Below are 26,199 nucleotides of genomic sequence, written 5' to 3'. Positions count from 1 at the left end.
CTGTGCGGATCGCCCGATTCACCGCGCGGCGTCTGCTCCAGGCGGTCCCCGTGCTCCTCGGCGTCATCGTGGTGACGTTCGTGCTGGTCCGCGTGCTGCCCGGCGACCCGATCCGGACGATCCTCGGCCCCAACGCCACCGAGGCCGACGCGGCGGCCGCCCGCGCCCGGTACGGGCTGGACAAGCCGATGGGGGAGCAGTTCCTGGACTACCTGGGCGGGCTGTTCACCGGCGACCTGGGCGTCTCCATCCAGAGCGGCCAGGCGGTGCTGGGCGAGATGGCGGTCCGCCTCGGGCCCACGCTGGAACTGGTGGTGATCGCCGTGACGATCGCCACGCTGCTGGCCACCGTGCTCGGCATCTGGTCCGCGCGCCGCGCCGGGCGGGCCGGGGACCACACGCTGCGGGTGCTCGCCCTGGTGGGCAACTCGCTGCCGGAGTTCTGGCTCGGCCTGGTGCTGATCCTGGTCGTCTACAGCTGGCTCGGCTGGGTACCGGCGCCCAGCGGCAGGGTCGACCCCGACACGAACCTGTCGCTGATCACCGGCGCCGACCTGCTGGACGCGGCGCTCACCGGCAACGGCCCGGCCTTCGCCTCGGCCGCCGGGCATCTGGTGCTGCCGGTGGCGACCATGGTCATCGTCATCGTGGCGCCGCTGCTGCGCAGCGTCCGGGCCTCGGCGCTGGAGGTGCTGGGCTCGGAGGCGTACCAGGCCGCCGCCGCGCACGGCCTGCCGGAACGCACGCTGCTGCGCGGCTACCTCGCCCGCGCCGCGCTGGTGCGGCTGCCCGCGCTGGCGGCGCTGGTGTTCGGGTTCGCGATGGGCTCGACCGTGCTGGTGGAGTACGTCTTCTCCTGGCAGGGCTTCGGGCAGTGGGCGCTGCGCGGGCTGCTGTTCCGCGACTACCCGGTGGTGCAGGCGTCCGTCGTGGTGATCGCGCTCTGCTACACGCTGATCTTCCTGGTCGCCGACGTGGTGCAAGCCGTCCTCGACCCGAGAGTGAGGATCTGATGGCCGACCTGACGACCGCGGCGGAGACCCGCGCGCCCCGCGCCGCCGCGGACCGCGGCTTCGCCACCACCCTGATCTGGGCCGGGTCGGTGCTCCTGGGCCTGGTCCTGCTCGCCGTCCTGGCCGGGCCGCTGCTGGTCCGCTGGGGTCCCGAGGAGATCGACGCGGCGGCCGCGCTGGCCGCGCCCGGCGGGGCGCACCCGCTGGGCACCGACGTCAACGGCATGGACATCCTCAGCCGGGTGCTGCACGCCGGCCGCCTCGACCTGGGCGTCGCCGTCGCCTCCGTGGCACTGGCCGTGGTGCTCGGCACGCTGCTCGGGGTCGTCGCCGGGTACCGGGGCGGGCTGGTCGACGACGTGCTCATGCGGTTCCTGGACGTGTTCCAGGCGTTCCCCGCGTTCATCCTGGCGCTGGCGGTCGCGGCCCTGCTCGGGGGCGGCGCCCCCGAGCTGATCCTGGTGATCGCCCTGGTCAACGCGCCCGCCTACGCCCGCCTGGTCAGGGCCGAGGTCCGTACGGTGCGCGAGATGCCGTTCGTGGAGGCGTCCCGTACGTCCGGATCGTCCGGCCTGGGGACGCTCTGGCGGCACGTGCTGCCCAACAGCCTCACCCCGGTACGGGTCATCGCCCCGCTCAACTGCGGCTGGGCCATGCTCACCCTGGCCGGGCTCTCCTTCCTCGGCCTCGGCGTCACCGTGCCCACGGCGGAATGGGGTGCCATGATCAGTCTCGGCGCGGCGGACGTGGTCGCCGGGCGCTGGTGGACCTCGGTGCCGCCCGGCCTGATGCTGCTGGTCAGCGTCCTCGGGTTCAGCCTCCTCGGCGAGGGGCTGCAGGAGCGGGCGGGGGTCAGGCGATGACCCTGCTCGACATCCGTGACCTCAAGGTCGCCATCGGGTCCGTACGGGCACTCGCCGGCGTGGACCTCACCGTCGCGCGCGGCGAGGTCGTCGGGCTGGTGGGGGAGAGCGGCGGCGGCAAGAGCATGATCGCCCGATCGGTCGTCGGGCTCCTGCCGCGGGGCGCCCGCGCCACCGGCCAGGTCCTCTTCGGCGGCCGGGACGTCCTCACGATGGACGCCGCCGAACTGGCGGCGCACCGCGGCGCGGGCGCGGCGATCTGCTTCCAGAACCCGCGCGGCGCCCTCAGCCCCACCCGGAGCGTCGGCCGCCAGCTCACCGACCGCCTGATCACCCACCAGGGCATGGACGCCGCCGGGGCGCGCGAGGCGGCGGTCGCGCTGTTCGAGAGCGTCGGCATCCGCTCGGCCGCGCGGCGGTTCACCGCCTACCCGCACGAGCTCTCCGGCGGCCAGGCCCAGCGCGTCATGATCTCCCTCGCCACCGGGTGCGCCCCCGGCCTGCTCATCGCCGACGAGCCCACCACCGGCCTGGACGTCACCCTCACCCGCGAGATCCTGCGCCGCTTCCGCGCGGCGGCCGACGACGAGGACCGCGGCGTCCTGCTCATCTCCCACGACCTGGCCTCCATCGCCCGCATCTGCGACCGCCTGATCGTCCTCAACGCCGGCTCCGTCGTCGAGCACGGCCCCACCGCCGGCCTCCTCACCGCCCCCGCCCACCCCTACACCCGCGCCCTCCTCGCCGCCGTCCCCGACCCCAACAAGCCCGCCGCCTACCGCCCCCTCACGGGTCCGGAGGACTCCGGAGCCTCTTCTGCGGGTTCCCGCCCTGGGGACCCCGGCCGCGCGCCTGCGGCTCCGGAGGCTGGAGACGAGGTCGTACGGGTCGAGGACGCGCATGTGGTGTACGGGAGCCGGTTCGGCGCGGGCGGGCACCACGCGCTGCGGGGTGTCAGCCTGACCGTGCGGGCGGGGGAGACCGTCGGGGTAGTGGGCGAGAGCGGGAGCGGGAAGAGCACGCTCGCCCGGCTCATGCTGGGGCTGATCACGCCGGCGCGGGGGACGGTCACCCTCGTGGGGCAGGATCCGGCTCGGTTGCGGGGGCGGAAGCTGCGGGAGCTGCGCCGCAGGGCTCAGCTCGTGTTCCAGGATCCGATCGGGTCGCTCAGCCCCCGCCGGACCGTGGCCGACGCGGTGGCCGAGCCGCTGCGTGCCGCCGGGATGGGGGCGGCGGAACGGGCCGGGCGGGTCGCCGCCGTGCTGGAGCGGATGGGCCTGGACGGGTCGTACGCGGACCGGCGCCCGCACGAGCTCTCCGGCGGCCAGGCGCAGCGGGTCGGCATCGCCAGGGCGCTGGCCGGCGAGCCCGACCTGATCGTCTTCGACGAGCCCACCTCCGCGCTGGACGTGACCGTACAGGCGCAGATCCTCAAGGTGATCGGCGAGGTGACGGCCGAGCGCGGCCGGGGCTCGGTGTTCATCTCGCACGACCTGGCCACCGTGCGCGGCTTCTGCGACCGGGTGGTGGTGCTCTACCTGGGCCGGATCGTCGAGGAGGGCCCGGTCGAGGAGGTCTTCGCCCGCCCGAGGCACCCGTACACGATGGCGCTGCTCGCCGCCGCGCCCACGCTCACCGGCCCGGAGGAGACCGGCCGGGTGCACCTGACCAGGGACCCAGACGAGGCCGCCCCCGGCGGCGGGTGCGCGCTCGCGCCGCGCTGCCCGTTCGCCGAGGACGCCTGCCGCGCCGAGGAGCAGGAGCTGCGGCCCCTGGGCGGCGTCCGCGTGGCCTGCCGCCGCGCCGGCGAGCTCCCCGACCTTCATGGAGCAGAGAGGTGACAGATCCCATGCCCGCGATCAGGCTGGCCGTCGACATCGGCGGCACCTTCGTCGACGCCATGGAACTGGACACGCGCACGCACGCGGTCCGGTTCCGCAAGGCGCCGACCACCCCGGCCCGCCCGTGGGAGGGCGTGCTCACCGCCGTCGAGCTGCTCGGCACCGACCTGCGCGAGGTGGAGCTGTTCATCCACGGCACCACGCTCGGGCTGAACGCGGTGCTGGAACGGCGCGGCGAGACCACCGGCATCATCGCCAACGAGGGCTTCCGCGACATCTTCCTGCTGGGCCGGGGCAACGTGCCGCCGGACCACATGTACGACTTCCAGTACCAGCGGCCGGAGAGCCTGGTCCGCCGCGCCGCCACGATCGGGGTGCGCGGCAGGCTCGACTACCGGGGCCGCGTGGTGGAGGAGCTGGACTCGGACGGCGTGCGGGAGGCCGCCCGCGTCCTGGTCGAGGAGCAGGGGGTCCGCACGATCGCGGTCTGCTTCCTGCACTCCTACCTCAACCCCGAGCACGAGAGGCGGGCCGCGGAGATCATCCGCGAGGCGTACCCGCAGGTCACCGTCTCGGTCTCGACGGACATCGTGCGCGAGTACCGCGAGTACGAGCGGACCAGCACCACCGTCCTGGACGCCTACATCCGGCCCATCTTCGAGCGCTACGTGGACCGCCTGGAGTCGGGCCTGGCCGGGGACGGCTTCGGCGGCCGGTTCCTGATCATGCGGTCCGGCGGCGGGTCGATGACCTCGGGCGCGGCCAAGACCTCGCCCATGCACACGGTGCTCTCCGGCCCGGCCGGCGGCATCGTCGGCGCCGCGTACCTCGCCGCCGCGCTCGGCCGCGACAACCTGCTGACCTTCGACATCGGCGGCACGTCACTCGACACCTGCGTGATCGAGCGGGGCGCGCCGGTGGCGGCGTTCGAGGCCAAGCTGGAGCACTTCCCGCTGCTCATCCCCGCCTACGACATCCGCACCATCGGCGCGGGCGGCGGCTCGGTCGCGCACCTGGACCGCGGCCTGCTCAAGGTCGGCCCGCAGAGCGCCGGCGCCGACCCCGGGCCCGTCTGCTACGGCCGCGGCGGCACCCGGCCGACCGTCACCGACGCCGCCGTCACCCTCGGCTACGTCGACCCGGACCGGTTCCTCGGCGGCGACATGCGCCTGCACGACGCGGCGGCCCGGGACGCGCTGCGCGAGCAGATCGCCGAGCCGCTCGGCCTCGGCGTCGAGGCGGCCGCGGCCGGGATCTTCGACGTGCTGCTGGCCCGGACGGTCGGCGCGGTCCGGCAGATCACCGTCGAGCGGGGACACGACCCGCGGGGGTTCTCGCTGCTGGCCTACGGCGGCGCCGGGCCGATGCTGGCGCCGCTCCTGGCCCGCGAGATGGGCATCCCCGAGGTGATCGTCCCGTTCGCGCCGTCCGGGTTCTCCGCGTGGGGCATGCTCGCGGCCGACATCGTGGACGACGTCTCCCGTACGGTCATGACCACGCTGGACGACGCCGACCTGGGCGCGCTGGAGTCGGCGTTCACCGAGGCCGAGTCCGAGGCGGCGGCCTCGCTCGCGGCGCAGGGGATCCCCGCCGGGCAGGCCGTGCTGGAACGTGCCCTGGAGGTGCGCTATCTCGGCCAGGAGCACTCGCTGACGGTCCCGGTCGGCCGCGGCCTCGACCCGGACGCGGTGCGGGCCGCGTTCGAGGAGCTGCACCACGCCCGGTACGGGCACGTCATGGACAACCGGCTGCAGATCGTGAATCTGCGGGTCCGCGGCGTCGGCCGCATCGAGAAGCCGGACCTGCCCCGGCACGCCCCCGGCGACGGCGACCCCGCCCGGGCCCGCGCGGGGCAGCGGGACGCCTACGACTTCGGGACCCGGACGGTGACCGGTTTCGCCGTGTACGACCGGTCCAAGCTGGAGCCGGGCGACGTCCTCGACGGCCCTGTGCTGATCGACGAGGGCACCTCCACCACGGTCGTCCACTCCGGGCAGCGCGTCCAGGTGGACCCGTTCGGTCATCTGCTGATCACTCTCACTCCGGAGGCGCGGTCATGAGTGAGTCGGACGTACGGCTGGACGGCGCGACGGCGGAGGTCGTCCGGAGCTACCTGCTGGCCGCCGCCGAGGAGATGCGGGCCACGCTGATCCGCACCTCGTTCAACCCGGTCATCTACGAGGTGCACGACTTCGGCCTGTCGATGTACGACGCGGACCTGCGGCTGATCGCCGAGGCGACGGGGCTGACGTTCTTCCTGGGGGCGAACGACTTCTCGCTGGCCAAGGGCGTGGAGTACGTGGGGCGGGAGAACCTGCACCGCGGGGACGTGGTGCTGCTGAACTACCCGTACTGGAACGCGGCCCACTCCTACGACGCGACCCTGTTCGCCCCGGTGTTCCAGCCGGACCCCGCGGACCCGGAGGCGGACGGCACGCTGGTCGGGTTCCTGTGCGTGCGGGCGCACTGGATGGACCTGGGGGCGAAGGATCCTGGATATGTCCTGGATTCCACGGACATGCACCAGGAAGGGTTGATTTTTCCGGGTACGAAGGTGTTCTCCCGGGGTGAGCCGGTGCGGGAGATCCATGAGCTGATCCGCTTCAACTCGCGGATGCCTGACCTGGTGATCGGCGACCTGCACGCCCAGGTCGCCGCGCTGCGCACCGGCGAGCGGCGGCTGCTGGAGATCCTGGAGAAGTTCGGCCGCCCCACCGTGGACGCCGCCGTCCAGCGCATGATCGAGGACGGCGAGGCCCGCACCCGCGCCGCCCTCGCCGCCCTGCCGCAGGGCACCTGGACGGCCGAGGACTGGCTCGACGACGACGGCATCAGCGAGGACCCGGTCAAGATGCGGGTCACCGTCACGGTCGCGGACGGGCGCTTCACCGTCGACTTCGACGGCTCCGCCCCCGCCACCCCCGGCCCGATCAACATGCCGTTCGGCGCCACCATCGCGATCTGCAAGGTCGTCCTCAAGGCGCTGACCTCGCCCGACGAGCCCTCCAACCACGGCACCACGGTGCCGCTGGAGGTCCGCGCCGAGCCGGGGACGCTCTTCCACGCCGTCTACCCGCAGCCCACGTTCACGCTGTGGACCGGCATCGTGGCGGTCGAGCTCATCCTCAAGGCGCTGGCGCAGGGGATGCCGGACCGGGTGCCCGCCTCGTCCGGCGGCGACGTGCCCGGCTTCATGATGGTCGGCACCCACCCCGACACCGGCCAGCTCTTCGCCGTCAGCAACAACGACCTGGTCGGCTGGGGCGCCACCCCGGACCACGACGGCATGAACGCGGCCACCCACATCTCCGGCAGCGCCGGGCGCACCACCCCGATCGAGGTCCTGGAGGCGCGGACCGGGATGTTCTTCGAACGCCTGGAGATGCGTACGGACTCCGGCGGCGCGGGCCGTCACCGCGGCGGCGTCGGGTTGCGGCGGGACATCCGGTTCACCACGCCGGGCGAGTTCCTGTCCGTGATCAAGAAGACCCGGTCGCGGCCGTGGGCGCTGGCGGGCGGGCAGGAGCCCGACCCCAACCAGGTGATCGTGTTCCCCGGCACCGACCGCGAGGCCCGGGTCAGCACCAAGCGGGTGCGGGTGGAGCCGGGGGACCGGGTGACGCTGCTGACGGCGGGCGGAGGCGGGCACGGCGACCCGCGCGACCGCGATCCGGAGGCGGTCCGCCGCGATGTGGCCGAGGGCTACGTCTCGGCCGAGGCCGCCCGCGACGTCTACGGCGTGACCGATGTCTGAGCCTCTCCTCCTGGACGGCGCCACGTCTGAGGTGGTGCGCTGCCACCTGGTCGCCGTCGCCGAGGAGATGCGGGCCACCCTGGAGCGCACCTCGTTCAACCCGGTCATCTACGAGGTGCGCGACTACGGGATCTCCGTGTACGACGCGAACCTGCGGTTGCTGGCCGAGGCGACCGGGCTCAGCCGGTTCCTGGGCGCCAACGACTACTCCATCCGCAAGGGCGTGGAGTACGTCGGGCGGGAGAACCTGCACCCCGGGGATGTCGTGCTGCTGAACTATCCGTACTGGAACGCGGCCCACTCCTACGACGCGACCCTGTTCGCCCCGGTGTACGGGGACGCGGAGCTGCTGGGCTTCGTGTGCGTGCGGGCGCACTGGATGGACCTGGGGGCGAAGGATCCTGGCTATGTCCTGGATTCCACGGACATGCACCAGGAAGGGTTGATTTTTCCGGGTACGAAGGTGTTCTCCCGGGGTGAGCCGGTGCGGGAGATCCATGAGCTGATCCGGTTCAACTCGCGGATGCCGGACCTGGTGATCGGTGACCTGCACGCCCAGGTCGCCGCGCTGCGCACCGGCGAGCGCCGCCTGGCCGCCCTGCACGCCCGCTACGGCACCCCCGTGGTCACCGCCGCCGCGGACCGGGCCGTCGAGGCCGCCGCCCGGTCGGCCGCGGACGCCGTCGCCGCCCTGCCGCAGGGCACCTGGACGGCCGAGGACTGGCTGGACGACGACGGCATCACCGACGACCCGGTCAGGATGCGGGTCACCGTCACAGTCGCGGACGGGCGCTTCACCGTCGACTTCGCCGGTTCGGCCGGGATGACCCGGGGGCCGGTGAACCTCCCGCTCGGTGCCACCATCGCCACCTGCCGGGTCGCGTTCAAGGCCGTCACCACCCCGTTCGAGGAGACCAACGCGGGCCACTTCGCCCCGCTGGAGGTCCGGGCCGAACCCGGCACGATCTTCCACGCCACCTACCCGGCGGCCACGTTCACCCAGTGGACGGGCACGGTCGCGCTGGAGCTGATCTACAAGGCGCTGGCGCAGGGCATGCCGGACCGGCTGCCCGCCTCGTCCGGCGGCGACGTGCCCGGCTTCATGATGGTCGGCACCCACCCCGACACCGGGCAGTTCTTCGCCGTCAGCAACAACGACGCCGTGGGCTGGGGCGCCACCCCGGACCACGACGGCATCGGCCCGGCCAACCACCCGGCCCAGACCCAGGCCAGGAACACCCCCGTCGAGGTCCTGGAGGCGCGGACCGGGATGTTCTTCGAACGCCTGGAGATGCGTACGGACTCCGGCGGCGCGGGCCGTCACCGCGGCGGCGTCGGGTTGCGGCGGGACATCCGGTTCACCACGCCGGGCGAGTTCCTGTCCGTGATCAAGAAGACCCGGTCGCGGCCGTGGGCGCTGGCGGGCGGGCAGGAGCCCGACCCGAACCAGGTGATCGTCTTCCCCGGCACCGACCGCGAGGCCCGGGTCAGCACCAAGCGGGTGCGGGTGGAGCCGGGGGACCGGGTGACGCTGCTGACGGCGGGCGGCGGCGGGCACGGCGACCCGCGCGACCGCGACCCGGAGGCGGTCCGCCGGGACGTGGCCGAGGGCTACGTCTCGGCCGAGGCCGCCCGCGACGTCTACGGCTCGGCGGCGCCACCGCGCCCCACGCTGAAGGAGATTCGATGAACAACCCCAACGCGACGGGTCCGCACGCCGAACACCCGCCCGCAGGACCGGGCGGCCAGGCGGGGCAGGCGGTCGTGATCACCGGCTGCACCGTGGCCGACGGCCGGGCCGCCGAAGGGGCGAGCCCCGTCGAGGACGCCGGCATTCTCGTCCAGGGCGACCGCATCGCCCGCGTCGGCGCCCGGCGGGAGATCCTCGCCGCCGCCGCGGACCTGCCGGACGTGACCCTGGTCGACCTCGGCGGCGCCTACGTCACCCCCGGCCTGGTCAACATGCACACCCACCTGTCCCTGTCCCTGCCCGGCAGCGCCGGTGACCGGATCATGGACATGAACCCGTACGAGCTCGCCCTCTACATGGCCGACGGCGCGCGCCGCACGCTGGAGTGCGGCGTGACCACCGTGCGGTGCGTGGCAGAGAAGGACCACGCGGACTTCGCGCTGCGGCGCGCCATCGAGGCGGGCCGGGTGCCGGGGCCGCGGATCTTCACCGCCGGGCGCGCCCTGGCCTGCACCGGCGGGCACGGCCACGCGGGCAGCGACACGCTGGAGTGCGACGGAGCCGACGGGTTCCGGCGCGGGGTCCGGGCGCAGCTCAAGGCGGGCGCCGACCTCATCAAGGTGATGATCTCGGGGGGTATCGCGGGGGAGCACGAGGCGATCGACACGCCGCAGCTGTTCGCCGACGAGATGGCGGCGGCCATCGAGACCGCGCACGCCTGGGGCCGCAAGGTCACCGCCCACGCCGGTCCCGCCGCCGTCATCGCCCAGGCCGTCGAGCTGGGCCTGGACTGCGTGGAGCACGGCTACCAGCTCACCCCCGAGGTGGCCGCCCAGATGGCCGCCCGCGGCACCGCGCTGGTGCCCACCCTGCTGGTCACCCGGTGCAAGGAGTTCTTCGACGAGCTGGGCGTGCCCGAGTGGATGCAGCGCCGCTCGCTCGGCGCCGGTCCCGAGCACCTGGAGAGCTTCGCCGCCGCGGTCGAGGCCGGGGTGGAGGTGCTGCTCGGCAGCGACATGCCGCCGTTCTGGCCGTTCGAGGGCACCAACGCGACCGTGCGCGAGCTGGAGCACATGGCCGAGGTGATCGGCCCCGCCCGCGCGCTCTACGCCGCCACCCTCGGCCCGGCCCGCTGGCTGCGCGCCGAGAACGAGCTCGGCACCGTGGAGCCCGGCCGGTACGCCGACCTGATCGCGATGGACGAGGACCCCCTCGCCGGCGCCTCGGCGTTCCGGGGGGTCCGCTGGGTCATGAAGGGCGGGCGCGTCGTCCGTACAGAAGAGGAGGCCTCGTGAGCCGGTCCGAAGCAGCGGCGGCCATCGCCGCCGCCATCGACGACATGTACGCGGCGTTCCTCGCCGGCGACCGCGCCCGCTTCGACGGGCACCTGCACCCCGACGTGACCACGTGGGAGACCCACCTGCCCGGCCCGCTGCGCACCCGCGCCGAGCTGGACGCCTACCGCGACGCCCGGGACGCCGCCGGCCACCGCCCCGTCCTGGACACGCTGACCGCCCGCGACAAGCGGATCGACGTCTGGGGAGAGGTGGGCGTCGCCCGGTACGTCCTGGTGGCCGAGCCGCGCAACGGGCCCGTCCAGCACTCCCGGGTCACCGACGTGCTCCGGCACACGGACGGCCGCTGGCTGATCGCCCACCACCACGCCGAACTGCTGAGTGAGGGAGCATGACCGCGAGCGACCACGACATGGAGATCTACGACCTGCGGGTCACCGTCGACTCGATCGAGGGCCGCTCGGTCTGCGGCATGGCCGTCGGCGACTACTTCGAGCTGGAGAACAGCGCCCACCTGAAGATCCCCGACGGGAAGCACTTCTGCGTCTGGGCGCTGGCCTCCGTCCTGCCCTTCCTGGCGGCCAAGCAGCGCGACCTCGGCCCCGGCGACTGGCTGGAACGTGACACGCTGTTCTGCTGCCCGGACCCCGAGGAGCGGCTGACGATGCGGGTGGAGCGCGTCCGGCGCCGCCCGATGAACTCCGCGGAGCTGACATGAGACGCGACTTCGAGATCGGCATCGGCCTGCAGAGCGACAAGCGGGCGGGCGACTACGCCCGGCTGGCCCGCATCGCCGAGGAGCACGGCATCGACGTGGTGTCGGTGTTCGGCGACCTCATGTACCAGCCGCCGATCTTCCCGCTGCTGGAGATGGCCGCCGCGACCTCCCGGGTACGGCTCGGGCCGGCCTGTCTCAACCCCTACTCCCTGGCCCCCTACGAGATCGCGGGCCAGCTCGCCTCGCTCGACCTGGCCTCCGGCGGTCGGGCCTACCTGGGACTGGCCCGCGGCACCTGGCTGGGCGAGGTCGGGCTGGAGCAGCCGCGCCCGCTGACGACGCTGGCCGAGTGCGCCGAGGTCGTCTACCGGCTGCTCGGCGGCTCCACCTCGGGCTTCCAGGGCGAGGTGTTCAGCCTGGCGCCCGGCACCGCGCTGCGCTACCCCGTCCAGCGTCCCCGGCCGCCGCTGCTCATCGGCGCCTGGGGCGAGCGCGGCGCGGCGCTCGCCGGACGGATCGCCGACGAGATCAAGGTCGGCGGCAGCGCCAACCCGGCGATGGTGCCGGTGATCCGGGAACGGCTCCGCGTGGGGGCCGAGCAGGCCGGACGGTCCGTCGACGACATCGGGATCGTGCTCGGCGCGGTCACCGTCGTGGACCCCGACGGCGCCGCCGCCCGCGCCCGGGCCCGCCGCGAGGTCGCCATGTATCTCGCCGTGGTGGCCGAGCTGGACCCGACCGCGAACGTACCGGCCGACCTGCTGGCCCGGGTCAGGACCGAGACCGCGGCCGGCCGCCACGACGAGGCGGCCCGGCTCATCCCGGACGACCTGCTCGACCTGTTCGCCTTCTCCGGCACGCCCGAGCAGGTGGCCGAGCAGGCACGGCGGCTGATCGACGCGGGCGTGCGCCGGGTCGAGTTCGGCACCCCGCACGGGCTCACCGACGAACGGGGGGTGACGCTGATCGGGCGGGAGATCGTGCCGATGCTCAGGACAGCTCGCTGACCGGGCGCCACGGCACCGGGCTGGACAGCACCATCGTGCTCGACGGCCGCCCGTACTGGGCCAGCCGGTCGATCAGCCGCTCGAAGTCCGCCATCGACTCCAGCGCGACCACCAGCAGGCAGCACGTGTCACCCGTCACCCGGTACACCTGCACGATCTCCGGCTGCTCCAGCACCTCCTCCTGGCGCAGCACGCAGCGCGCCCCGTAACAGGACATCCGGATCAGCGCCCGCACCGTGCGCCCGGCCCGTGCCAGGTCCACGTGGGCGTGGTAGCCCGAGATCACGCCGGTCTCCTCCAGCCTGCGCACCCGCTCGGCCACCGCCGGGGCCGACAGGTGCACCCGCCGCGACAGCTCGCTGAAGGAGAGCCTGGCGTCGGCCTGCAGCTCGTTGAGGATCGCCCAGTCCATCGCGTCCACGGCACCCACCCGTTCACTCTCGGCAGCACTGAAGGCGAAAAGCCGATCCGCCTCGCGAACGGAAAGCCATCTCGCCGAAACACCTTCAAATCACCATTTCATCACCCTGCCGTCCGGGTGAACATGGAGGTGAACGAGGAGGACGTGATGGTGACCCCCAAGCTGCGCTTCGCGCAGGCCACCCCGTACGACGAGTACGTCGGCACCGCGACCCTGCGGGCGCTCCCCGGTCCCCGCACCGACGCGCCCGAGGAGCCCGCCTTCCTGGTGACCACGCAGGTCATGGAGCTGTACTTCGGCCTCGTCCGTACCGAGCTGCGGCTCGCCGCCCGCCTGCTCGGCACGTCCGAGGTACCCGCCGCGACCGCCGCGATCGCCCGCGCGGCGGCCTACCTCGACGTGGTGAACGCCGCCTGGCGCCCGCTGAACCGCCTCACGCCGCGCCAGTTCAACGTCTTCCGCCCCGCGCTCGGCGAAGGCTCCGGATTCCAGTCGGCGCTCTACCGGGAGGTCGAGTTCCTGCTCGGCGACAAGACCCCGTCGCTGGCGCAGGTGCAGCGCGGCAACCCCGAAGCCCACCGCGAGCTGCTGGCGGCGCTGCGGGCGCCCAGCCTGTACGACGTCGTCCTGTCCGTCCTGGCCCGGCGCGGATACGACATCCCCGCCACCACGCTCGCCCGCGACCCGGCCCAGCCGTACCGGCCCGACCCTCAGGTCGAGAAGGCCTGGGCCCGCGTCTACACCGAGCACGGCCCCGGCGACGACCTGTGGGAGCTCGCCGAGGCGCTGACCGACCTCTCCGAAGGCTTCACCCGCTGGCGCACCCTCCACCTCACGATGGTCCGCCGCGCGATGGGCGCCAAGACCGGCACCGGCGGGTCGAGCGGCGCGAGCTGGCTGGAACGCACCCTGCGGCGCGAGATCTTCCCCGAGCTCTGGTCGGCCCGCACCCTCGTCTAGAACAGCCGGGGCGTGACCACCGACACCACCGTCGTCACCTCGTCGGTGTCGTTGTACATCGCGTGCGGCACCGTCGAACGCAGATGGACGCTGTCGCCGGGGTAGAGCCGGTGCTCCACCCCGTCGACCTCGAACAGCAGCTCCCCGCTCAGCACGTACGCGAACTCCTCGCCCGCGTGCCCGTACGCCGGCTCCCGCCGCCCGCCCGGCGCGATGTGCACCAGCAGCGGCTCCAGCACCAGGCTGGGGCCGCGCGAGGAGAGCATCCGGTACGTCTGCGCCCCCGACACGTACTCCGTGGCCGCCGTCTGCGCCCGGGTCAGCGTGAAATGCCCCGGCAGCCGCTGGGCGTCCCGCTCCGGCTCGGGCGCGTCCTCGAAGAACTCGGCGACACCCCGCTCCAGCGCCGCCGCCACACTGTTGAGCGCCACCAGCCCGATGGTCGAGATGCCCCGCTCCACCTGGGACAGAAAGCCGATCGACAGCCCGGAACGGGCCGACAGGCCGCGCAGCGTCATCCCGCGCTCCTTGCGGAACTGACGCATCCGCGCGCCCACGAGCTCCTGACGGGGCTCGCCCGGGGACCTGCCTGCCGACGACGCCACCGATGACCTCCGGGATGCCTGGGCTGGACGTTTCAGCAGCATGAACATATTTCACTGAAGGTCCCGTGGCCAACCGTTTACCCCGGCTGCCCGGCCTTGATCGCCAGGTGTACGGTCCGGCAGGATGATCCGGAGAGCGATCTCCCCACGCGACCGAGAGGTGACTTGATGGACAACATGGGGGCGTGGGTGTTAGCGGTCAGCTACATCCCGGCCGCACTCGGAATCTACATGCTGGCGACCAACCGGCTTCCCCGTCTGATCGTCGGGAAGCGCTGGGTGCGCAAGCCCCGCCATTACGGAGTGGGGCAACTGCTGATGAGTCTTTTCGGCGTCCTTCTGGGGGTGATGATGCTGCAGTGGTCGCCCGCGTTCTCTCGCACGCTGTTCCTCCTGGCGCTGGGATGCGCCGTGGCCGGCGCGGCATTCTCGTTCTCGGCGCTGCTGCCGCGCGCCGGTTCTAGTGCAGGTCCGCGAGGATCCGGCGCTGGTACGACGTGAGCGGCGGGCGGATCGCGGCCCGGGCCACCTGGTCCGCGCGTTCCCGGTCCCCCATCCGGTGCAGGGCCCGCGCGCAGAGATAGGCCACCAGCCCCTGGTCGCGCCCCGCCGTCAGAGCCTCGTCCAGCTCCGCGACCGCCTCCGGCACCCGGTCGAGCTCGGCCAGCGCCAGGGCCCGGGCCGCGAGCGTGGCCGGTTCCTCCGGGTCGCGCACCCGGTCGAGATCGCGCAGCGCGTGTGCGGGCCTCCCCAGGTCGGCCAGGATCTCGCCGCGGGCCTGCAGCGCGAGAGGCGTGCCCCCGTCCACCGAGAGCACGCTGTGCAGAATGGGCAGCGCGGCCTGCGGGCTGCCCGCGTGCCACACGGTCACGGCCAGCTCGACCTGCACGTTCAGGTCCTCCGGCACCCGCTGCACGGCCGAGCGCAGCTCGTCGACCGCCTCGCCGGTCCGGCCCTGGTGCAGGATCACCCGGCCGGCGGCGGCCAGCGACCGGGCCACCGCCGCGGTGTCACGCAGCCGCTCGTACACCTGGCTGGCCCGCTTGTAGCAGGCCTCGGCCGCCGGCCAGTCGCCCCGCTCGTAGGCGCGGTTGCCGAGGAAGGACTCGATCTCGGCGAGCGTGCGCAGATCGTCCTCGCCGCACAGGCGCCTGGCCCGCTGGGCGTGCTCCTCGGCCAGCGCCAGGTCGCCGTCGGCGAGCACCTGCTCCGCCACGCGCAGGAAATCCGGGGCGCTGCGGGGCACCTGCCCAGTGCCCGGCCTGGCCCGCGCGGTGCCCACGTGACCGCGCAGCACCGGCTGCAGCAGCCGGTCGTGCTGCAGCTCGCACCAGCGTGAGCCCGCGCGCACCTCGATCTTGAGGATGTGCCGGTCGACCAGGGCCTTCACCACGCTGTTCGGCATCCCGGCGGTCTGGGTCTCACCCTCGTACGCGGTGCCCCGGGTGTCGAGGTCGGTGACGAACGTATCCCTTAACCACTCGCTGAGCTGCTCGGGAGCCAGGTCGTGCTCCAGCGCGATCTCCTCCAGCGCGCGGCTGAGGAAGTCGCTCAGCGAGCGGTCGACGTCCGCGTGCCGCTCGACGTACTCGGGGGTGATGACCGTGACGTCCGGCGGGCACGACTTCCACAGCGAGGAGCAGACGATCTGGAGCTGGACCGGTTCCACGGAGTCGACCACGTACGAGGTCGGCCCGCTCGCGCCCTGGAGCCGGACCGTGCGCAACTCCCTCACCAAGGTCTCGGCCGCCTGCGGCGCGTACGAGCGGCCGGTGCCGGCGAGCGGCTCCCTGACCGCCGCCAGCGCCTCGTCCTCGCGGAGCGGCGTCAGCCTCACCGCCGAGGGCGGCCCGCCGCCGCTCAGCCGCTCCTCGTGCTCCAGGAGCCGGGCGAGGTAGTCCTCCCGGATGGACAGCAGCAGCCGCAGGTCCTCGTTGTCGTCCAGGGCCTCGGCGAGCTGCGCGATGAAAGGGTCGCGGAAGGCCTGCCGGTGGGGGAAGTCGAAGAACAGCTCCTCCGCCTGGTCGATGGCGATGAGAACCGGGACGGGGTCGCCGTACGGGTCGAGGCGGGGACCCCGGCGCCGGAGGAACTGGTTGACGGTCAGGCCCGACAGCCGGGTGAGCGCTTCGCCGGGAGCCCAGGACGACAGGAGCGCCGAGGTGAAGGGATTGCGCTCCGGCATGGCCGCCAGCGGGAACGCCGAGCCGTGTGACAGCCGGCCGATCGGGAGCACGTCCACGCGCTGCGCCGCCAGCATCGGCAGCACCCCCGCCTCCAGCACCGACGTCTTGCCCACACCCGAGGGGCCGTACAGCGTGGTGAGGCGGTGCGCCTGCCACTTCACCGCCAGCTCGTAGGCCCGCCCGCTGCGGCCGAAGAAACGCGCGTGGTCCTCCCTGGAGTACGAACGCAGTCCGACATAGGGCTCAGTCTGGGAAGCGGTCACGTCGTGGTCCCCATCCGCCGCGCCAGCTCCGCACAGAACTGGCGAGGAGTGCCCCAGTAGACGGAGACCTCCCAGCCGTCGAAATACCGGTCGAGATATTCTCTGGCGCGGGCCTCCGCGCCGGGTTTCACGTCCTCATGCGAGGGGGCGAGCTGAACGCTGACATGACGTCGTCGCCGAATGGCCGGATAGCGCCGGATCAGCCCATGGAACAGCACGCGGAACGTCCATTCGTTCAGGGTGTATCCGAGGAAGAGCAGAGGTCTGTTCGCCAGAGCGTCGAGAATGACGGGCGGGATGACGTGACGGTTGTGGAGTGTCCGCGCCGTCGTCAGCTGCACGAGATATTCGATGTGGTCGTCCTCGGTCAGGACGATCGACGACGGGACGCGGGTGCTGCCGTGCAGATGGTAGACCACCGGCCGGCTGGCGTCCGGGCGCGCTCCCACGCCTTCCTCGAACAGTTCGCGATCGTAAGGCACTCCCTCGTGCCAGGGGCAGATCGCCTCGCTCGGTTCCTTGCCGTGGCCTTTCAGCGCCCGTAAGAGAAAGTCGTCGTAATTGGTGGTCAGGAAGACCGGGATGGGAAACTGGGTGATGAATGAGTGTATTTCGCCGGGGGCGGTGAAATCGGGTGGTCCCATCGCGGTGAGTTCCCGGCCGATCGTCCGCTTGAGCGCGACCGAGTCGCCGACGACGCTGCGCGCGTACTGCATGACGCTGGGCAGATCCCCGTCGTCGGTGAACGGGTAGTCGAAGCGGGTGGCCCACCGGCGGCTCAGCTCGCCGCTGGGCACGAGGCTGCCTTCGCCCGCTCCCGCACCGATGAACGGCGTGCAGTCACCGGTGCGGATCTGGTCGATCAACCGGGCCCAGTCCTTGTCCTTCATAGGGCGCCCTTCTCCTGCACGGCGGCGGTGTGGAGCGAGGTGCGACCCTATTCTCAGCTATCCGGGGCGAGTCCGTCGATGCTCTGGCTGAAGCCGGCGATGGGCCCCATGGCTTCCTCGCTCGCCCGCAGCAACGCGCGCAGGGCGTGGTTCAACGCTGATTCGTTCAGCCCGTGGAGGTCGCTGAGCGTCAGATCGCCCACATCGACGAGACCGCTTTCGTCCCGTTCGTCACTCATTCGGACCCCTTACTAGCTTTGTCCAAATTACCGGCGGATGTCGCTCCTGACCCTATGGCAAGGACCGGTCGGGGCTCGAATCCGGACCTAGCTTAGTGCTCCATCGACTCAACCCTTTATGTACCGTCCCAAAGGTGAAGTAAATCGTTATTACCCCCTGAGGGGTGTCGGTGGGGCCTGGCATGATGAGTGCCCATGACGTTATGTTTCCCGTGCCCCCAAACCATTAAGATGTTATTGCTGGATATCGGGCCACGGAAGGCGATGACGTGACGGAGTCGCGGCAAAGGCCGGTCAGAACTGCGCGCACACCAGAGGTCTGGGGCAGGGTCCCGTCCCGCAACGTCAACTTCACCGGTCGCTCGGCCCTGCTCGAACGGTTGCACGAAGGCCTGTCCCGCAAGGTGACGGCGGTGGTCCCGCACGCCCTGCACGGCATGGGAGGCGTGGGCAAGACCCTGCTCGCGGTGGAGTACGCCCACCGGTACAAGTCCGAGTACGACGTCGTCTGGTGGATCCCCGCCGACCAGCCCATCCTGGTCAAGTCGTCGCTGGCGGGCCTGGCGCCGCATCTCGGCCTGCAGGCCGCGACCCGGGGAGGGGCGGAGGACGCCGCCGACGCCGTCCTCGACGCCCTGCGGCGGGGCGAGCCCTACGACCGATGGCTACTGATCTTCGACAACGCCGATCAGCCGGAAGAGATCAAGTCCCTGGTCCCTCAGGGGCCGGGCCAGGTGATCATCACCTCGCGCAACCACCGCTGGCAGGGCATCGTCAGCACCGTCGCGGTCGACGTCTTCAGCCGTGAGGAGAGCATCGCCTTCTTGTCGACGCGCGCGTCGCTGTCGGAGCGCGACGCCGACCGGCTGGCCGAAGAGCTCGGCGACCTCCCGCTCGCGCTGGAGCAGGCCGGAGCCCTGCACCGCGAGACCGGCATCTCCGTCGACGACTACCTCGAGGCGCTCAAGGAGCAGACCAGCACGCTGCTCGGGGAGAACAAGCCGTCCGAGTATCCGATGTCCATGACCGCCGCCTGGGCGCTCTCCGTCACCCAGCTGCGCAGCAAGCTCCCCGAGGCCGTGGACGTGCTGCGCTGCTGCGCCTTCTTCGGCCCGGAGCCGATTCCGCGCGACGTCTTCCGCCTGGCCGGCCACGAGGTCACCGACCCCGAACTGGGCGAGATCCTGGGCGACACCATCCGGCTCACCCGGGCGATCAGGGAGCTGGGCCGGTTCGCGCTGGCCACCATCGACTCCCAGGCGCGCACGATCCAGGTCCACCGGCTGGTCCAGGCGCTGCTCCGCGACGAGCTGGAGGAGGACGAACGGGCCCGCTACCGGCACGAGGTGCACCTGCTCCTGGCGGGCGCGGCGCCGAAGTCGCCCGACGACAGGGCGAGCTGGTCACGTTACGACGAGCTGATCGCTCACATCCTGCCCTCGGACCTGGCCGACTGCTCGGAGCCGGCGGTGCGGAGCACGGTGCGCGACATCGTGTACTACCTGTACCGATCAGGCAACTACGAGTCGGCGCGCTCGTTCGCCGACCGGTTCGTGACGCGGTGGAGCGAGGTGTCGGGGCCCGACCACCCGGACGTGCTGATCGTCCGCCGTCACCTCGGCGGCATCATCCGCGAGCTGGGCGAGTACCAGGCCGCGTACGAGCTCGACAGCGCCACCCTGGCCAAGATGACCGACGTCCTCGGTGCCGAAGACCGCGAGACGCTCGTGCTCAGCAGCGGTTTCGCCGCGGACCTGCGGGCGGTCGGCGACTGGTCGGCGGCCAGGCAGCTGGACGAGAGGCTGCGCGACCAGCACGCGCGGGTGTTCGGGGAGGAGGCCGTGCCGACCCTGCGGGTCATGAACAACCTCGCCATCGACTACTGCCTGAGCAGCGAGTACGTGAAGGCGCGCAACCTGTACGAGTTCGTGCACCGCAAGCAGAGCCAGAGCCGGACGCCGGTCGGCGAGGCCGACGTGCTGAACGCCTGGAGCGGTCTGGCGCGGGCGGTGCGGCTCGACGGCGACGCGCTGGAGGCCGTCGCGCTCGGCGAGGACGCCCTGGCGTTCGGGGTCAACGAGCTCGACGCGGAGCACCTGTGGACCCTGCGCACCGCCCGCGACCTGTCCATCGCCCGGCGGAGGGCCGGCGACCTCGACGCCTCCCTCGAACTGGCCATGGACGTGCACACCCGTTTGCAACGCATCATGGGCGACCACCATCCCGACACGGTCGCCGCCGCCAGCAACCTGTCCAACGCGCTGCGCTCGGCGGGCGACCTCGACGACGCCCACGACATCGCGGTGCAGGCGCTGACCCGCTACCAGGCGCTCTACGGCGAGGACCACCCGTACGTCCACGGCTGCGCCACCAACCTGGCCATCCTGCAGCGGCTGCGCGGCGACGCCGAGGCCGCCAGGAACACCGACGAGGCGGCCCTGGCCGGGCTCGACAACCTGCTGGGCCGCGATCATCACTACTCCCTGGCCTGCGCGGTGAACCTCGCCAGTGACCTGGCCGCGCTGGGCCGCGTCGAGGAGGCCAGGGAACTCGGCCGCGACACCCTGGAGAGACTGCGCCGGCTGTTCAAGAGCAGCTATCCGCTGCTGCTCGCCTGCATGACCAACCACGCGCTCGACGTCGCCGCCTCGGGATTCACCACGGAGGCGGAGGAGCTGATGGAGGAGGCCCGGCGGGGCTACGCCGGCAGCATGACGGTCGATCATCCCGACGCCCGCCTGGCCCTGGTGGAGCGGGTGAGGATGAACTGCGACTTCGACCCGCCGCCCATCTGAGGAGGCTCGTTGCTCAGTGCCTTGGCGAAATCACGGTACACGCGGGGGCGGTCCGCCAGGCGCGCGTCTCGTAACGCGAGCCGGAGACCGAGGAAAAGCACGAGGCAACGCAGGGCGCCGAGCACAAGGGAAACGGCGGAGAGCGCGAGGACGGCTTCATGCCACATTTCTTCTCCTGATGTCGTGGATGAAGCCAGAAGACCGGAGCGCCGTGCTGTCCCACAACGACCTGGGCCGATGCCATACGGGTCAAGACATATCGGCACGTTCACCAGGTGATTCTCTTGAGAAAAGCGGACGATTCCGAACGGGTACGGACACTCTCGGACCCGGTGAAGGGGGAGACGGCGCCGGTGCATTCTGAGGGGGAAGAATCACTCAAAGCGTTCATAGCCGCGCTGGCGGACGTGCGGGCGCGAGCCGGCGGGCCCTCCTACCGGGAGCTGCAGCGGCTCAACCCGGAGCGGCTGCGGACCAGCACGGTGCACGGCATGCTGGAGGGCGAGCGCCGCCGCCCGCCGTCCTGGCCGCTGGTCGACGCCTACCTGCGCGCGTGCCTGGCGTACGGACAGGAGCACGCGGTGCGGCTGACGGACGACGAGGAGGCGTTCATCGGCGAGTGGCTGATCCGCCACCGGAACGTGTCGGCGGCCATGAACCGCGCGCCCGAGCCCCAGGACGAGGGGGAGGACCTCCGCCCGCGGATCCTGGGCGGCGGCGCACCGCCGGTCAGGGGCCATTTCTCCGGCCGCCGCGAGCTGATGAGGGAACTCGACGCCAAGATGGCCGACCAGACGGACTGGCCGGTCTGCCTCCTGGGCCCCGGCGGCCACGGCAAGACCCAGCTCGCCTCGGAGTACATCCACCGCCGCGCGTCCAGGTACACGACCGTCTGGTGGATCAGGGCCGAGCAGCCGAGCCTCGTCAGGAACGACCTGGCCGCCCTCGGCCGGCGCCTGGACCTCGGCCTGAGCGAGGCGGAACTGGTCACGGGAACGCTCGACCTGCTGCGGGAGGACCCGGCCTCGTGGCCGTGGCTGCTCGTTTTCGACAACGCCGAGCACCCCTCGACACTCGCGGCGTTCCTGCCGCGCGGCGGAGGCGGGCACGTGCTCATCACCAGCCGGGACCCCACCTGGGACGAGGTGGCCGACACCGTCGGAGTCGGAGTGTTCCAGCGGGAGGACAGCGTCGAACTGCTCACCAGGCGCGTGCCGGGGATCTCCCCCGAGGAGGCCGCCCAGGTGGCGGAGGAACTCGGCGACCTGCCGCTCGCCATCGTGCAGGCGGGCACCTACATCAAGGGCTCCGGCCTGGCGCCGCGCGCCTACCTCTCGCTGCTGCGGTCCCAGCCGGTGCGGATGCTGGAGAAGCACCCGCCCGTCGACTACGGCCGCGGTGCGGCGTCGGCGTGGAGCCTGGGCTTCGAGACGCTGCGCCGGAGTCACCCGGACGCTCTGCACCTGCTGCAGCGCTGCGCCTTCCTCCGGCCCGAGTCGATCACCCGTGACCTGCTGCTCCAGAACGCCCTGCCGCTGCCGGGAGAACCGGCCGGCGTGTTCCGGGACCCGGTGCTCGCCGACAACGCGATCAGGACGCTGACCCGGTACGGGTTCATCCGCCTGGCCGGCCGCGGAACCGTCCAGCTCCACCGGCTGCTGCAGTCCACGGTCAAGGAGCTGCTGCCCGAGGACGAACGCGAGCGCGTCCGGCATGACGTCCACCGCATGCTCGCCGGGGCCGACTGCGGCGACCCCGAGGACCGGTCGACCCATCCACGTTTCGCCGAGCTCGCCGGCCATGCCGAGGCCTCGGACCTGGCCGGCTGCACCGACGACGACGTCCGCGTCTTCGCGGGCCGGCTCGTCCGCTACTTCCGGCAGATCGGCGACCACGAGAGCGCCGAGCGGTACGCGGGCGTCGCGCTCACCTCCCCGCCCGCCGGGACAGGTCAGGCCGCCCCGCGGCGGGCGAGCGACCCCGCCCCCGCCAGGCCCGCGCGGCGGGACTCCGCCCTGGCGAGGGAGATGGACGACGACGACTGGACGCGGCTGATCTACCAGATCGCCACCGGCGACTGCACGCCCGTCGTCGGCGCGGAGGTCTCCCGCCGGACGGCCGCGCGGATGCGCGCGCTGAGCTGGGAATGGGCGGGCAGGCTGCGCTATCCGTACGCCGACGCCTGGAACCTGGAGTCGGTGCTCGACTTCGCGATGACGCTGCCGGACCGGACGGACCTGGCCGAGGAGGTGCTGGCCGACCTGCGGGACGAGGCGGAACGGCCGGACGAGGAGGACGACCCCTACGCCTTCCTGGCGAAGATCCCGGCCACCTCCTACCTGACGACCTGCTTCCACGACCGGCTGACCCGGGCGCTGCTCCAGGCCGGCCGGGAACCCCTCATCCGGGTGCCGCCGTGGCGGCCGGAGCCCCTCGCCGACGACCCCGTCGTGGCGCCCACCCCCGAACGGCCCCTGGTCTGCCACCTGGCGGGGACCTACGAGCTGCCCGACACCCTGGTGCTGACGAAGGGCGACCGGCTCAGATGCATGCGGGCCGAGTACGGCAAGTGGTCGGCCGACATCGTCGGCGCACTGGTCACCTACCCGTTCCTGATCCTGGGCTACAACCCCCGTTCGGCGTCGTACGAGCTGCTGATGTCCCTCCTGTCGGGCATCACCGCCCCCAGGAGGAACATCGTCGCCCTGCACGACCCCGACTCGGGCGGCATGGAGGAGACGGCCAAGGAGTACAACCTCGCCCGGATCTCCCGGCAGAACATGCGGGCGAGCGTCTACTGGGGAGACGCCCGCGAGTTCATCAGGGAACTGTCACTCCGCCTGGAGACGGCGGCGTGACGCCGTTGCGGCTCCGCCACTGCTCGCGATGGGCGGCGGCGTCGCGACGGGCCTTCTCGACCGCCTCGGGTGACACCTTCTCGTCGCGCCAGGCCGCCAGCGTGGCGGCCATCCGCGAGACGAAGCGCTCGCCGGGCGCGGTCAGCCTGCCGCTCCCGGCGATCACCCGGGTCGCCTCCTCGGCCGACTCGCGCCAGCGGAAGAACTCCGCCTCCGCGGCCACGGCCGCCTCGCCCCGCTCCAGCCGGCGCTGTCTGCGCCAGAAGCCGCTCACGCCCACGTAGGCGTAGGCGCCCTGGAACAGGCCGCCGAGCGGGCGCGGGTCGTCGCGCCAGGGAGCGTAGTAGCGCTCGCCGGGCGTCGGCAGCATCAGCGGGACCACGTCGAGCAGCGCCGACAGCTTCCCGTGCTGGACCTCGTGCGCGAAGGTGAGCGCGAACGTCACGGCGTCCGGCGGCGTCGACATCGCGACGCACCCGAACGCCTCACGAGAGCTGCCGCTGATCTGGTCGCCGGGGACGTCCGTGAGCGGCGTCAGCACGCGGGTGGCGACGGACACCTCCCCGGCGATGGTCCAGTGCTCGGCGACCAGCAGCTCCCACGCGCTCCGCAGGCAGGACTGCCAGATCTCCAGCTGCCCGGCGGACAGCCGTTCCTGGGCCAGCCGCGCCTCGGGCATGCGGTAAGGGTCGAGGTCGTCGACGCAGAGCGTGACCTTCCGGCCGCCCGACTCGGCGCTTAGGTGGCGCAGCGCCTCCCACCCCGGTCCGTCGTGCCGCGGGTCATCCGGGACGCGCACCCGCTCACCCTCGCAGAGCACCTCGGCCGGCCCGCCCGACCGCCGGACCAGCGCCACGTCACCCGAGCACGCGGCGCGGCCGAGCGAGGGCAGCATGACCCAGCCGTCCTCGGCCGGGACCTCGATGGAGAAGTCCATCCCCGAGCGCACCGCGGCGGCGGCCGCCACGGCCGCCAGCCGGGCGGGGGAGTGGCCGCCCTTCGACGTGGCGAGCGCGTGGTAGGTGCGCCAGGCCCAGGCGCCGACGGCCGGATGGCGCAGCACCGCCTCCACCGCGCTCCCGTCGTGCCGCTGGGCCTCCTCCAGCAGCCGGTACGCCCGAGCGGCCGCGTCGGCCTCCGCGTGCCCGCTCGCCCGCGCGGCGCTGTACACCCCGTACACGAGCAGGACGTGTTTGCTCCACTGCGCCCGCGCCAGGAACCCGGCTGCCTCGGCACCGCCGCCGCCCGAGCCCAGAGCCTCGAAGAGCCTCTCCGGTACGACATGGCGCTTGAGCATCATCGGCGACCTTCCAGAAGGGCGGCGACGTCGCGCTCGACCACGCCGCGGATGTGGGTGATGAGACGGAACAAGTCGTGACAGTAGACCGACGGGTTCCCGAAACCGCTGCCGGGACGGTAGCGGTGGGCGTAGAGCCCGCCGCCGCACACCCGGACGATGGGACAGGACTGGCACTCGCCGGCCAGGGCGTCGCGGCCGAGCTGGCGGGCCATGACGGCGGGATGGCGCAGCACGGCGTCGAAGCTGTCGCGAGAGACGTGGAAGCCGGTCACCGGCGCGCCCGGATAGGCCGACTTCAGCGTGTCGGACTGCTCGATGGTGCCGTCCGTCTCGACCACGACCATCCGCGCCGGGCTCAGCCCGACGGCCTCGCCCGACGACCGGCCGCCCAGCAGGAGCCGCAGGATGTCCGCGAAGAGCCGGACCTCCGTCTCCCGCCGGGGCGCGGCGTACCAGCGGTCGAAGACGGGGATGAGCCAGTCGGCGTACGGGGTCGCGCCGTCGGCAGGGAGCCCGGGCGGCGGCTCCTCCCAGTTGCCGTGCGGCAGCAGGAAGTCGATCCTGGGCGGCCCGGACTCCAGCAGCGCCTCGTACGTACGGATCGGATCGTTGCGCAGGTCGACCGTGCAGAGCAGGCCGCCGTACAGGTGCCGGTAGCGCCCGGTGAGCAGGTCGAGCGCGGCAACGACGTCCGCGTGGCTGCCCCGTCCGTCGCCGCGGCGGCGGTGGCGGTCGTGACCCTCGGCGTCGCCGTCGAGGCTCAGCCCCACGCGCACGCCGAGCTCGTCGAAGAGCCGGAGGAAATCCTCGTCGAGGCGCATGCCGTTGCTCTGCAGGCTGACGTCGAGCCGGATGCCGGGATCAAGCGCCTGCCTGATGGCGCGGACCGTGTGCGCGATGTGGTCGGCGCCGGCGAGAAGCGGTTCGCCGCCGTGCAGGATCACGTGGACGGCGGGGATGCGGTGGGTGTGGGCGTGCTCGGCGATCCGGGCCGCTGTGTCGGCGACGACTGTCTTCGAAATCCGACGCGGCCGCGATTTCCAGCTTTGATCGGACATTTCATAGACATAACAGTAATCACACCGCAGATCACACCTGCTGTGTACTTTTAGGATGAATTGGCACAAAGGCCAAGGTTGCCAGCCTGTCGGAGGATGGGCGGAGACCTCGGGATCGGCCTTCCCCAGCCATGTTGCGTTGGTGCGTGCCACACGAGCGAAACTATCGCTCGAGCGTACGCGCCGCCCGGAATTGACACGAAGATCATAGACGGGTCGCGACGCCCTGCCCGTGACAGCGCTGAGATCTTCATCGGCGGAGATCTCCCGCGGCCTCCGTTCCGGACGGCGCGGAAGAACCGAGCGGAGGAGTGCACAGGCATGAGGCGACGGACGATCGGGCTGGCTCTCGCGCTGACGGCATCCGTCTCGGTCGCCGGCGCGCCCGCCGAGGCCGTCACCCGTCCCGACCGGTCGCGGCGCTGAAGCGGCAGCCCTACGGC

21 protein-coding genes are annotated in these 26,199 nt (G+C 72.2%); 14 read left to right on the top strand and 7 right to left on the bottom strand.

All coding sequences use genetic code 11. The features are described 5' to 3' along the window. The first annotated feature begins 2 nt into the window (after nucleotides 1–2). From AB0J42_RS24060 to AB0J42_RS24015, 10 genes are read left to right on the top strand one after another with little or no spacing between them, the layout of a single operon-like run. Complete coding sequence (locus AB0J42_RS24060; RefSeq protein WP_364297974.1) at nucleotides 3–1,013, top strand: ABC transporter permease; 1,011 nt, start codon at nucleotides 3–5, stop codon at nucleotides 1,011–1,013. Further along, nucleotides 1,013–1,876: an ABC transporter permease gene (locus tag AB0J42_RS24055; RefSeq protein WP_364297972.1), complete on the top strand. Its 864-nt coding sequence runs from the start codon at nucleotides 1,013–1,015 to the stop codon at nucleotides 1,874–1,876. The genes AB0J42_RS24060 and AB0J42_RS24055 overlap by 1 nt, the downstream gene beginning before the upstream one ends. Then, nucleotides 1,873–3,717, top strand: coding sequence for an ABC transporter ATP-binding protein (locus tag AB0J42_RS24050; RefSeq protein ID WP_364297970.1), 1,845 nt, complete (start codon nucleotides 1,873–1,875; stop codon nucleotides 3,715–3,717). The genes AB0J42_RS24055 and AB0J42_RS24050 overlap by 4 nt, the downstream gene beginning before the upstream one ends. Further along, nucleotides 3,714–5,777: a hydantoinase/oxoprolinase family protein gene (locus AB0J42_RS24045; protein WP_364297968.1), complete on the top strand. Its 2,064-nt coding sequence runs from the start codon at nucleotides 3,714–3,716 to the stop codon at nucleotides 5,775–5,777. The genes AB0J42_RS24050 and AB0J42_RS24045 overlap by 4 nt, the downstream gene beginning before the upstream one ends. Beyond that, entirely contained in the window at nucleotides 5,774–7,471 is a 1,698-nt protein-coding gene (locus AB0J42_RS24040) for a hydantoinase B/oxoprolinase family protein (RefSeq protein ID WP_364297966.1), read from the top strand. The genes AB0J42_RS24045 and AB0J42_RS24040 overlap by 4 nt, the downstream gene beginning before the upstream one ends. Beyond that, nucleotides 7,464–9,161 carry a hydantoinase B/oxoprolinase family protein gene (locus AB0J42_RS24035; RefSeq protein ID WP_364297964.1) on the top strand — a complete coding sequence of 566 codons (1,698 nt, stop codon included), beginning with the start codon at nucleotides 7,464–7,466 and terminating at the stop codon, nucleotides 9,159–9,161. Before AB0J42_RS24040 ends, AB0J42_RS24035 begins: the two co-directional genes overlap by 8 nt. Beyond that, a complete protein-coding gene (locus AB0J42_RS24030; RefSeq protein WP_364297962.1) occupies nucleotides 9,158–10,456 on the top strand; it encodes an amidohydrolase family protein in 1,299 nt (432 codons plus the stop codon). Before AB0J42_RS24035 ends, AB0J42_RS24030 begins: the two co-directional genes overlap by 4 nt. Then, nucleotides 10,453–10,851, top strand: a complete 399-nt coding sequence (locus tag AB0J42_RS24025; RefSeq protein WP_364297960.1) for a DUF4440 domain-containing protein — start codon at nucleotides 10,453–10,455, stop codon at nucleotides 10,849–10,851. The genes AB0J42_RS24030 and AB0J42_RS24025 overlap by 4 nt, the downstream gene beginning before the upstream one ends. Further along, entirely contained in the window at nucleotides 10,848–11,174 is a 327-nt protein-coding gene (locus AB0J42_RS24020) for a TIGR04076 family protein (protein ID WP_364297958.1), read from the top strand. Before AB0J42_RS24025 ends, AB0J42_RS24020 begins: the two co-directional genes overlap by 4 nt. After that, on the top strand, nucleotides 11,171–12,181 hold the full coding sequence (locus tag AB0J42_RS24015) for an LLM class flavin-dependent oxidoreductase (RefSeq protein ID WP_364297956.1): 1,011 nt from the start codon (nucleotides 11,171–11,173) through the stop codon (nucleotides 12,179–12,181). Before AB0J42_RS24020 ends, AB0J42_RS24015 begins: the two co-directional genes overlap by 4 nt. Here AB0J42_RS24015 and AB0J42_RS24010 read toward each other — a convergent pair. After that, the gene (locus tag AB0J42_RS24010; RefSeq protein ID WP_364298030.1) at nucleotides 12,165–12,593 is read right to left on the bottom strand and encodes an Lrp/AsnC family transcriptional regulator; all 429 of its coding nucleotides are present in this window, start codon (nucleotides 12,591–12,593) and stop codon (nucleotides 12,165–12,167) included. The genes AB0J42_RS24015 and AB0J42_RS24010 overlap by 17 nt on opposite strands. A gap of 132 nt (nucleotides 12,594–12,725) precedes the next feature. Between AB0J42_RS24010 and AB0J42_RS24005 the strand changes: the two genes are divergently transcribed. Then, entirely contained in the window at nucleotides 12,726–13,562 is an 837-nt protein-coding gene (locus AB0J42_RS24005; protein ID WP_364298028.1) for a tryptophan 2,3-dioxygenase family protein, read from the top strand. Here the strand turns inward: AB0J42_RS24005 and AB0J42_RS24000 are convergent. Further along, on the bottom strand, nucleotides 13,559–14,107 hold the full coding sequence (locus tag AB0J42_RS24000; RefSeq protein ID WP_364298026.1) for a cupin domain-containing protein: 549 nt from the start codon (nucleotides 14,105–14,107) through the stop codon (nucleotides 13,559–13,561). The genes AB0J42_RS24005 and AB0J42_RS24000 overlap by 4 nt on opposite strands. A gap of 228 nt (nucleotides 14,108–14,335) precedes the next feature. Here AB0J42_RS24000 and AB0J42_RS23995 point away from each other — a divergent pair, with 228 nt between their 5' ends. Then, nucleotides 14,336–14,668 (top strand): hypothetical protein, encoded by a 333-nt coding sequence (locus AB0J42_RS23995; protein WP_364297954.1) that lies wholly within the window; start codon nucleotides 14,336–14,338, stop codon nucleotides 14,666–14,668. On the opposite strand, the gene AB0J42_RS23990 is transcribed toward AB0J42_RS23995, so the two are convergent. The 3 genes from AB0J42_RS23990 to fxsA are packed head-to-tail and all read right to left on the bottom strand — an operon-like array spanning nucleotide 14,628 to nucleotide 17,745. Further along, nucleotides 14,628–16,616, bottom strand: coding sequence for a tetratricopeptide repeat protein (locus AB0J42_RS23990; protein ID WP_364297952.1), 1,989 nt, complete (start codon nucleotides 16,614–16,616; stop codon nucleotides 14,628–14,630). The genes AB0J42_RS23995 and AB0J42_RS23990 overlap by 41 nt on opposite strands. Beyond that, on the bottom strand, nucleotides 16,613–17,506 hold the full coding sequence (locus AB0J42_RS23985; protein ID WP_364297950.1) for an SIR2 family protein: 894 nt from the start codon (nucleotides 17,504–17,506) through the stop codon (nucleotides 16,613–16,615). The genes AB0J42_RS23990 and AB0J42_RS23985 overlap by 4 nt, the downstream gene beginning before the upstream one ends. Before the next feature lie 53 nt (nucleotides 17,507–17,559). Further along, the gene (fxsA, locus tag AB0J42_RS23980; RefSeq protein WP_364297948.1) at nucleotides 17,560–17,745 is read right to left on the bottom strand and encodes an FxSxx-COOH cyclophane-containing RiPP peptide; all 186 of its coding nucleotides are present in this window, start codon (nucleotides 17,743–17,745) and stop codon (nucleotides 17,560–17,562) included. A 269-nt stretch (nucleotides 17,746–18,014) separates the two neighbouring features. Between fxsA and fxsT (AB0J42_RS23975) the strand changes: the two genes are divergently transcribed. Together fxsT (AB0J42_RS23975) and fxsT (AB0J42_RS23970) are read left to right on the top strand one after the other, a co-directional pair. Beyond that, nucleotides 18,015–20,540, top strand: a complete 2,526-nt coding sequence (fxsT, locus tag AB0J42_RS23975) for an FxSxx-COOH system tetratricopeptide repeat protein (protein ID WP_364297946.1) — start codon at nucleotides 18,015–18,017, stop codon at nucleotides 20,538–20,540. 407 nt (nucleotides 20,541–20,947) lie between these two features. After that, on the top strand, nucleotides 20,948–23,398 hold the full coding sequence (gene fxsT / locus AB0J42_RS23970; protein WP_364297944.1) for an FxSxx-COOH system tetratricopeptide repeat protein: 2,451 nt from the start codon (nucleotides 20,948–20,950) through the stop codon (nucleotides 23,396–23,398). Here the strand turns inward: fxsT (AB0J42_RS23970) and AB0J42_RS23965 are convergent. Both AB0J42_RS23965 and AB0J42_RS23960 read right to left on the bottom strand, forming a co-directional pair. Then, on the bottom strand, nucleotides 23,361–24,698 hold the full coding sequence (locus AB0J42_RS23965) for an HEXXH motif domain-containing protein (RefSeq protein WP_364297942.1): 1,338 nt from the start codon (nucleotides 24,696–24,698) through the stop codon (nucleotides 23,361–23,363). The two genes, fxsT (AB0J42_RS23970) and AB0J42_RS23965, sit on opposite strands and share 38 nt — an antisense overlap. Further along, on the bottom strand, nucleotides 24,695–25,909 hold the full coding sequence (locus AB0J42_RS23960) for an FxsB family cyclophane-forming radical SAM/SPASM peptide maturase (RefSeq protein WP_364297940.1): 1,215 nt from the start codon (nucleotides 25,907–25,909) through the stop codon (nucleotides 24,695–24,697). The genes AB0J42_RS23965 and AB0J42_RS23960 overlap by 4 nt, the downstream gene beginning before the upstream one ends. Nucleotides 25,910–26,199: the final 290 nt, after the last annotated feature.

The organism is Nonomuraea sp. NPDC049649 (assembly GCF_040675175.1).
In the GTDB taxonomy this organism is placed as follows: Bacteria; Actinomycetota; Actinomycetes; order Streptosporangiales; family Streptosporangiaceae; genus Nonomuraea.
The sequence above is the reverse complement of the archived record's forward strand: the minus strand, read 5'-3'. Positions and strand labels throughout refer to the sequence as shown.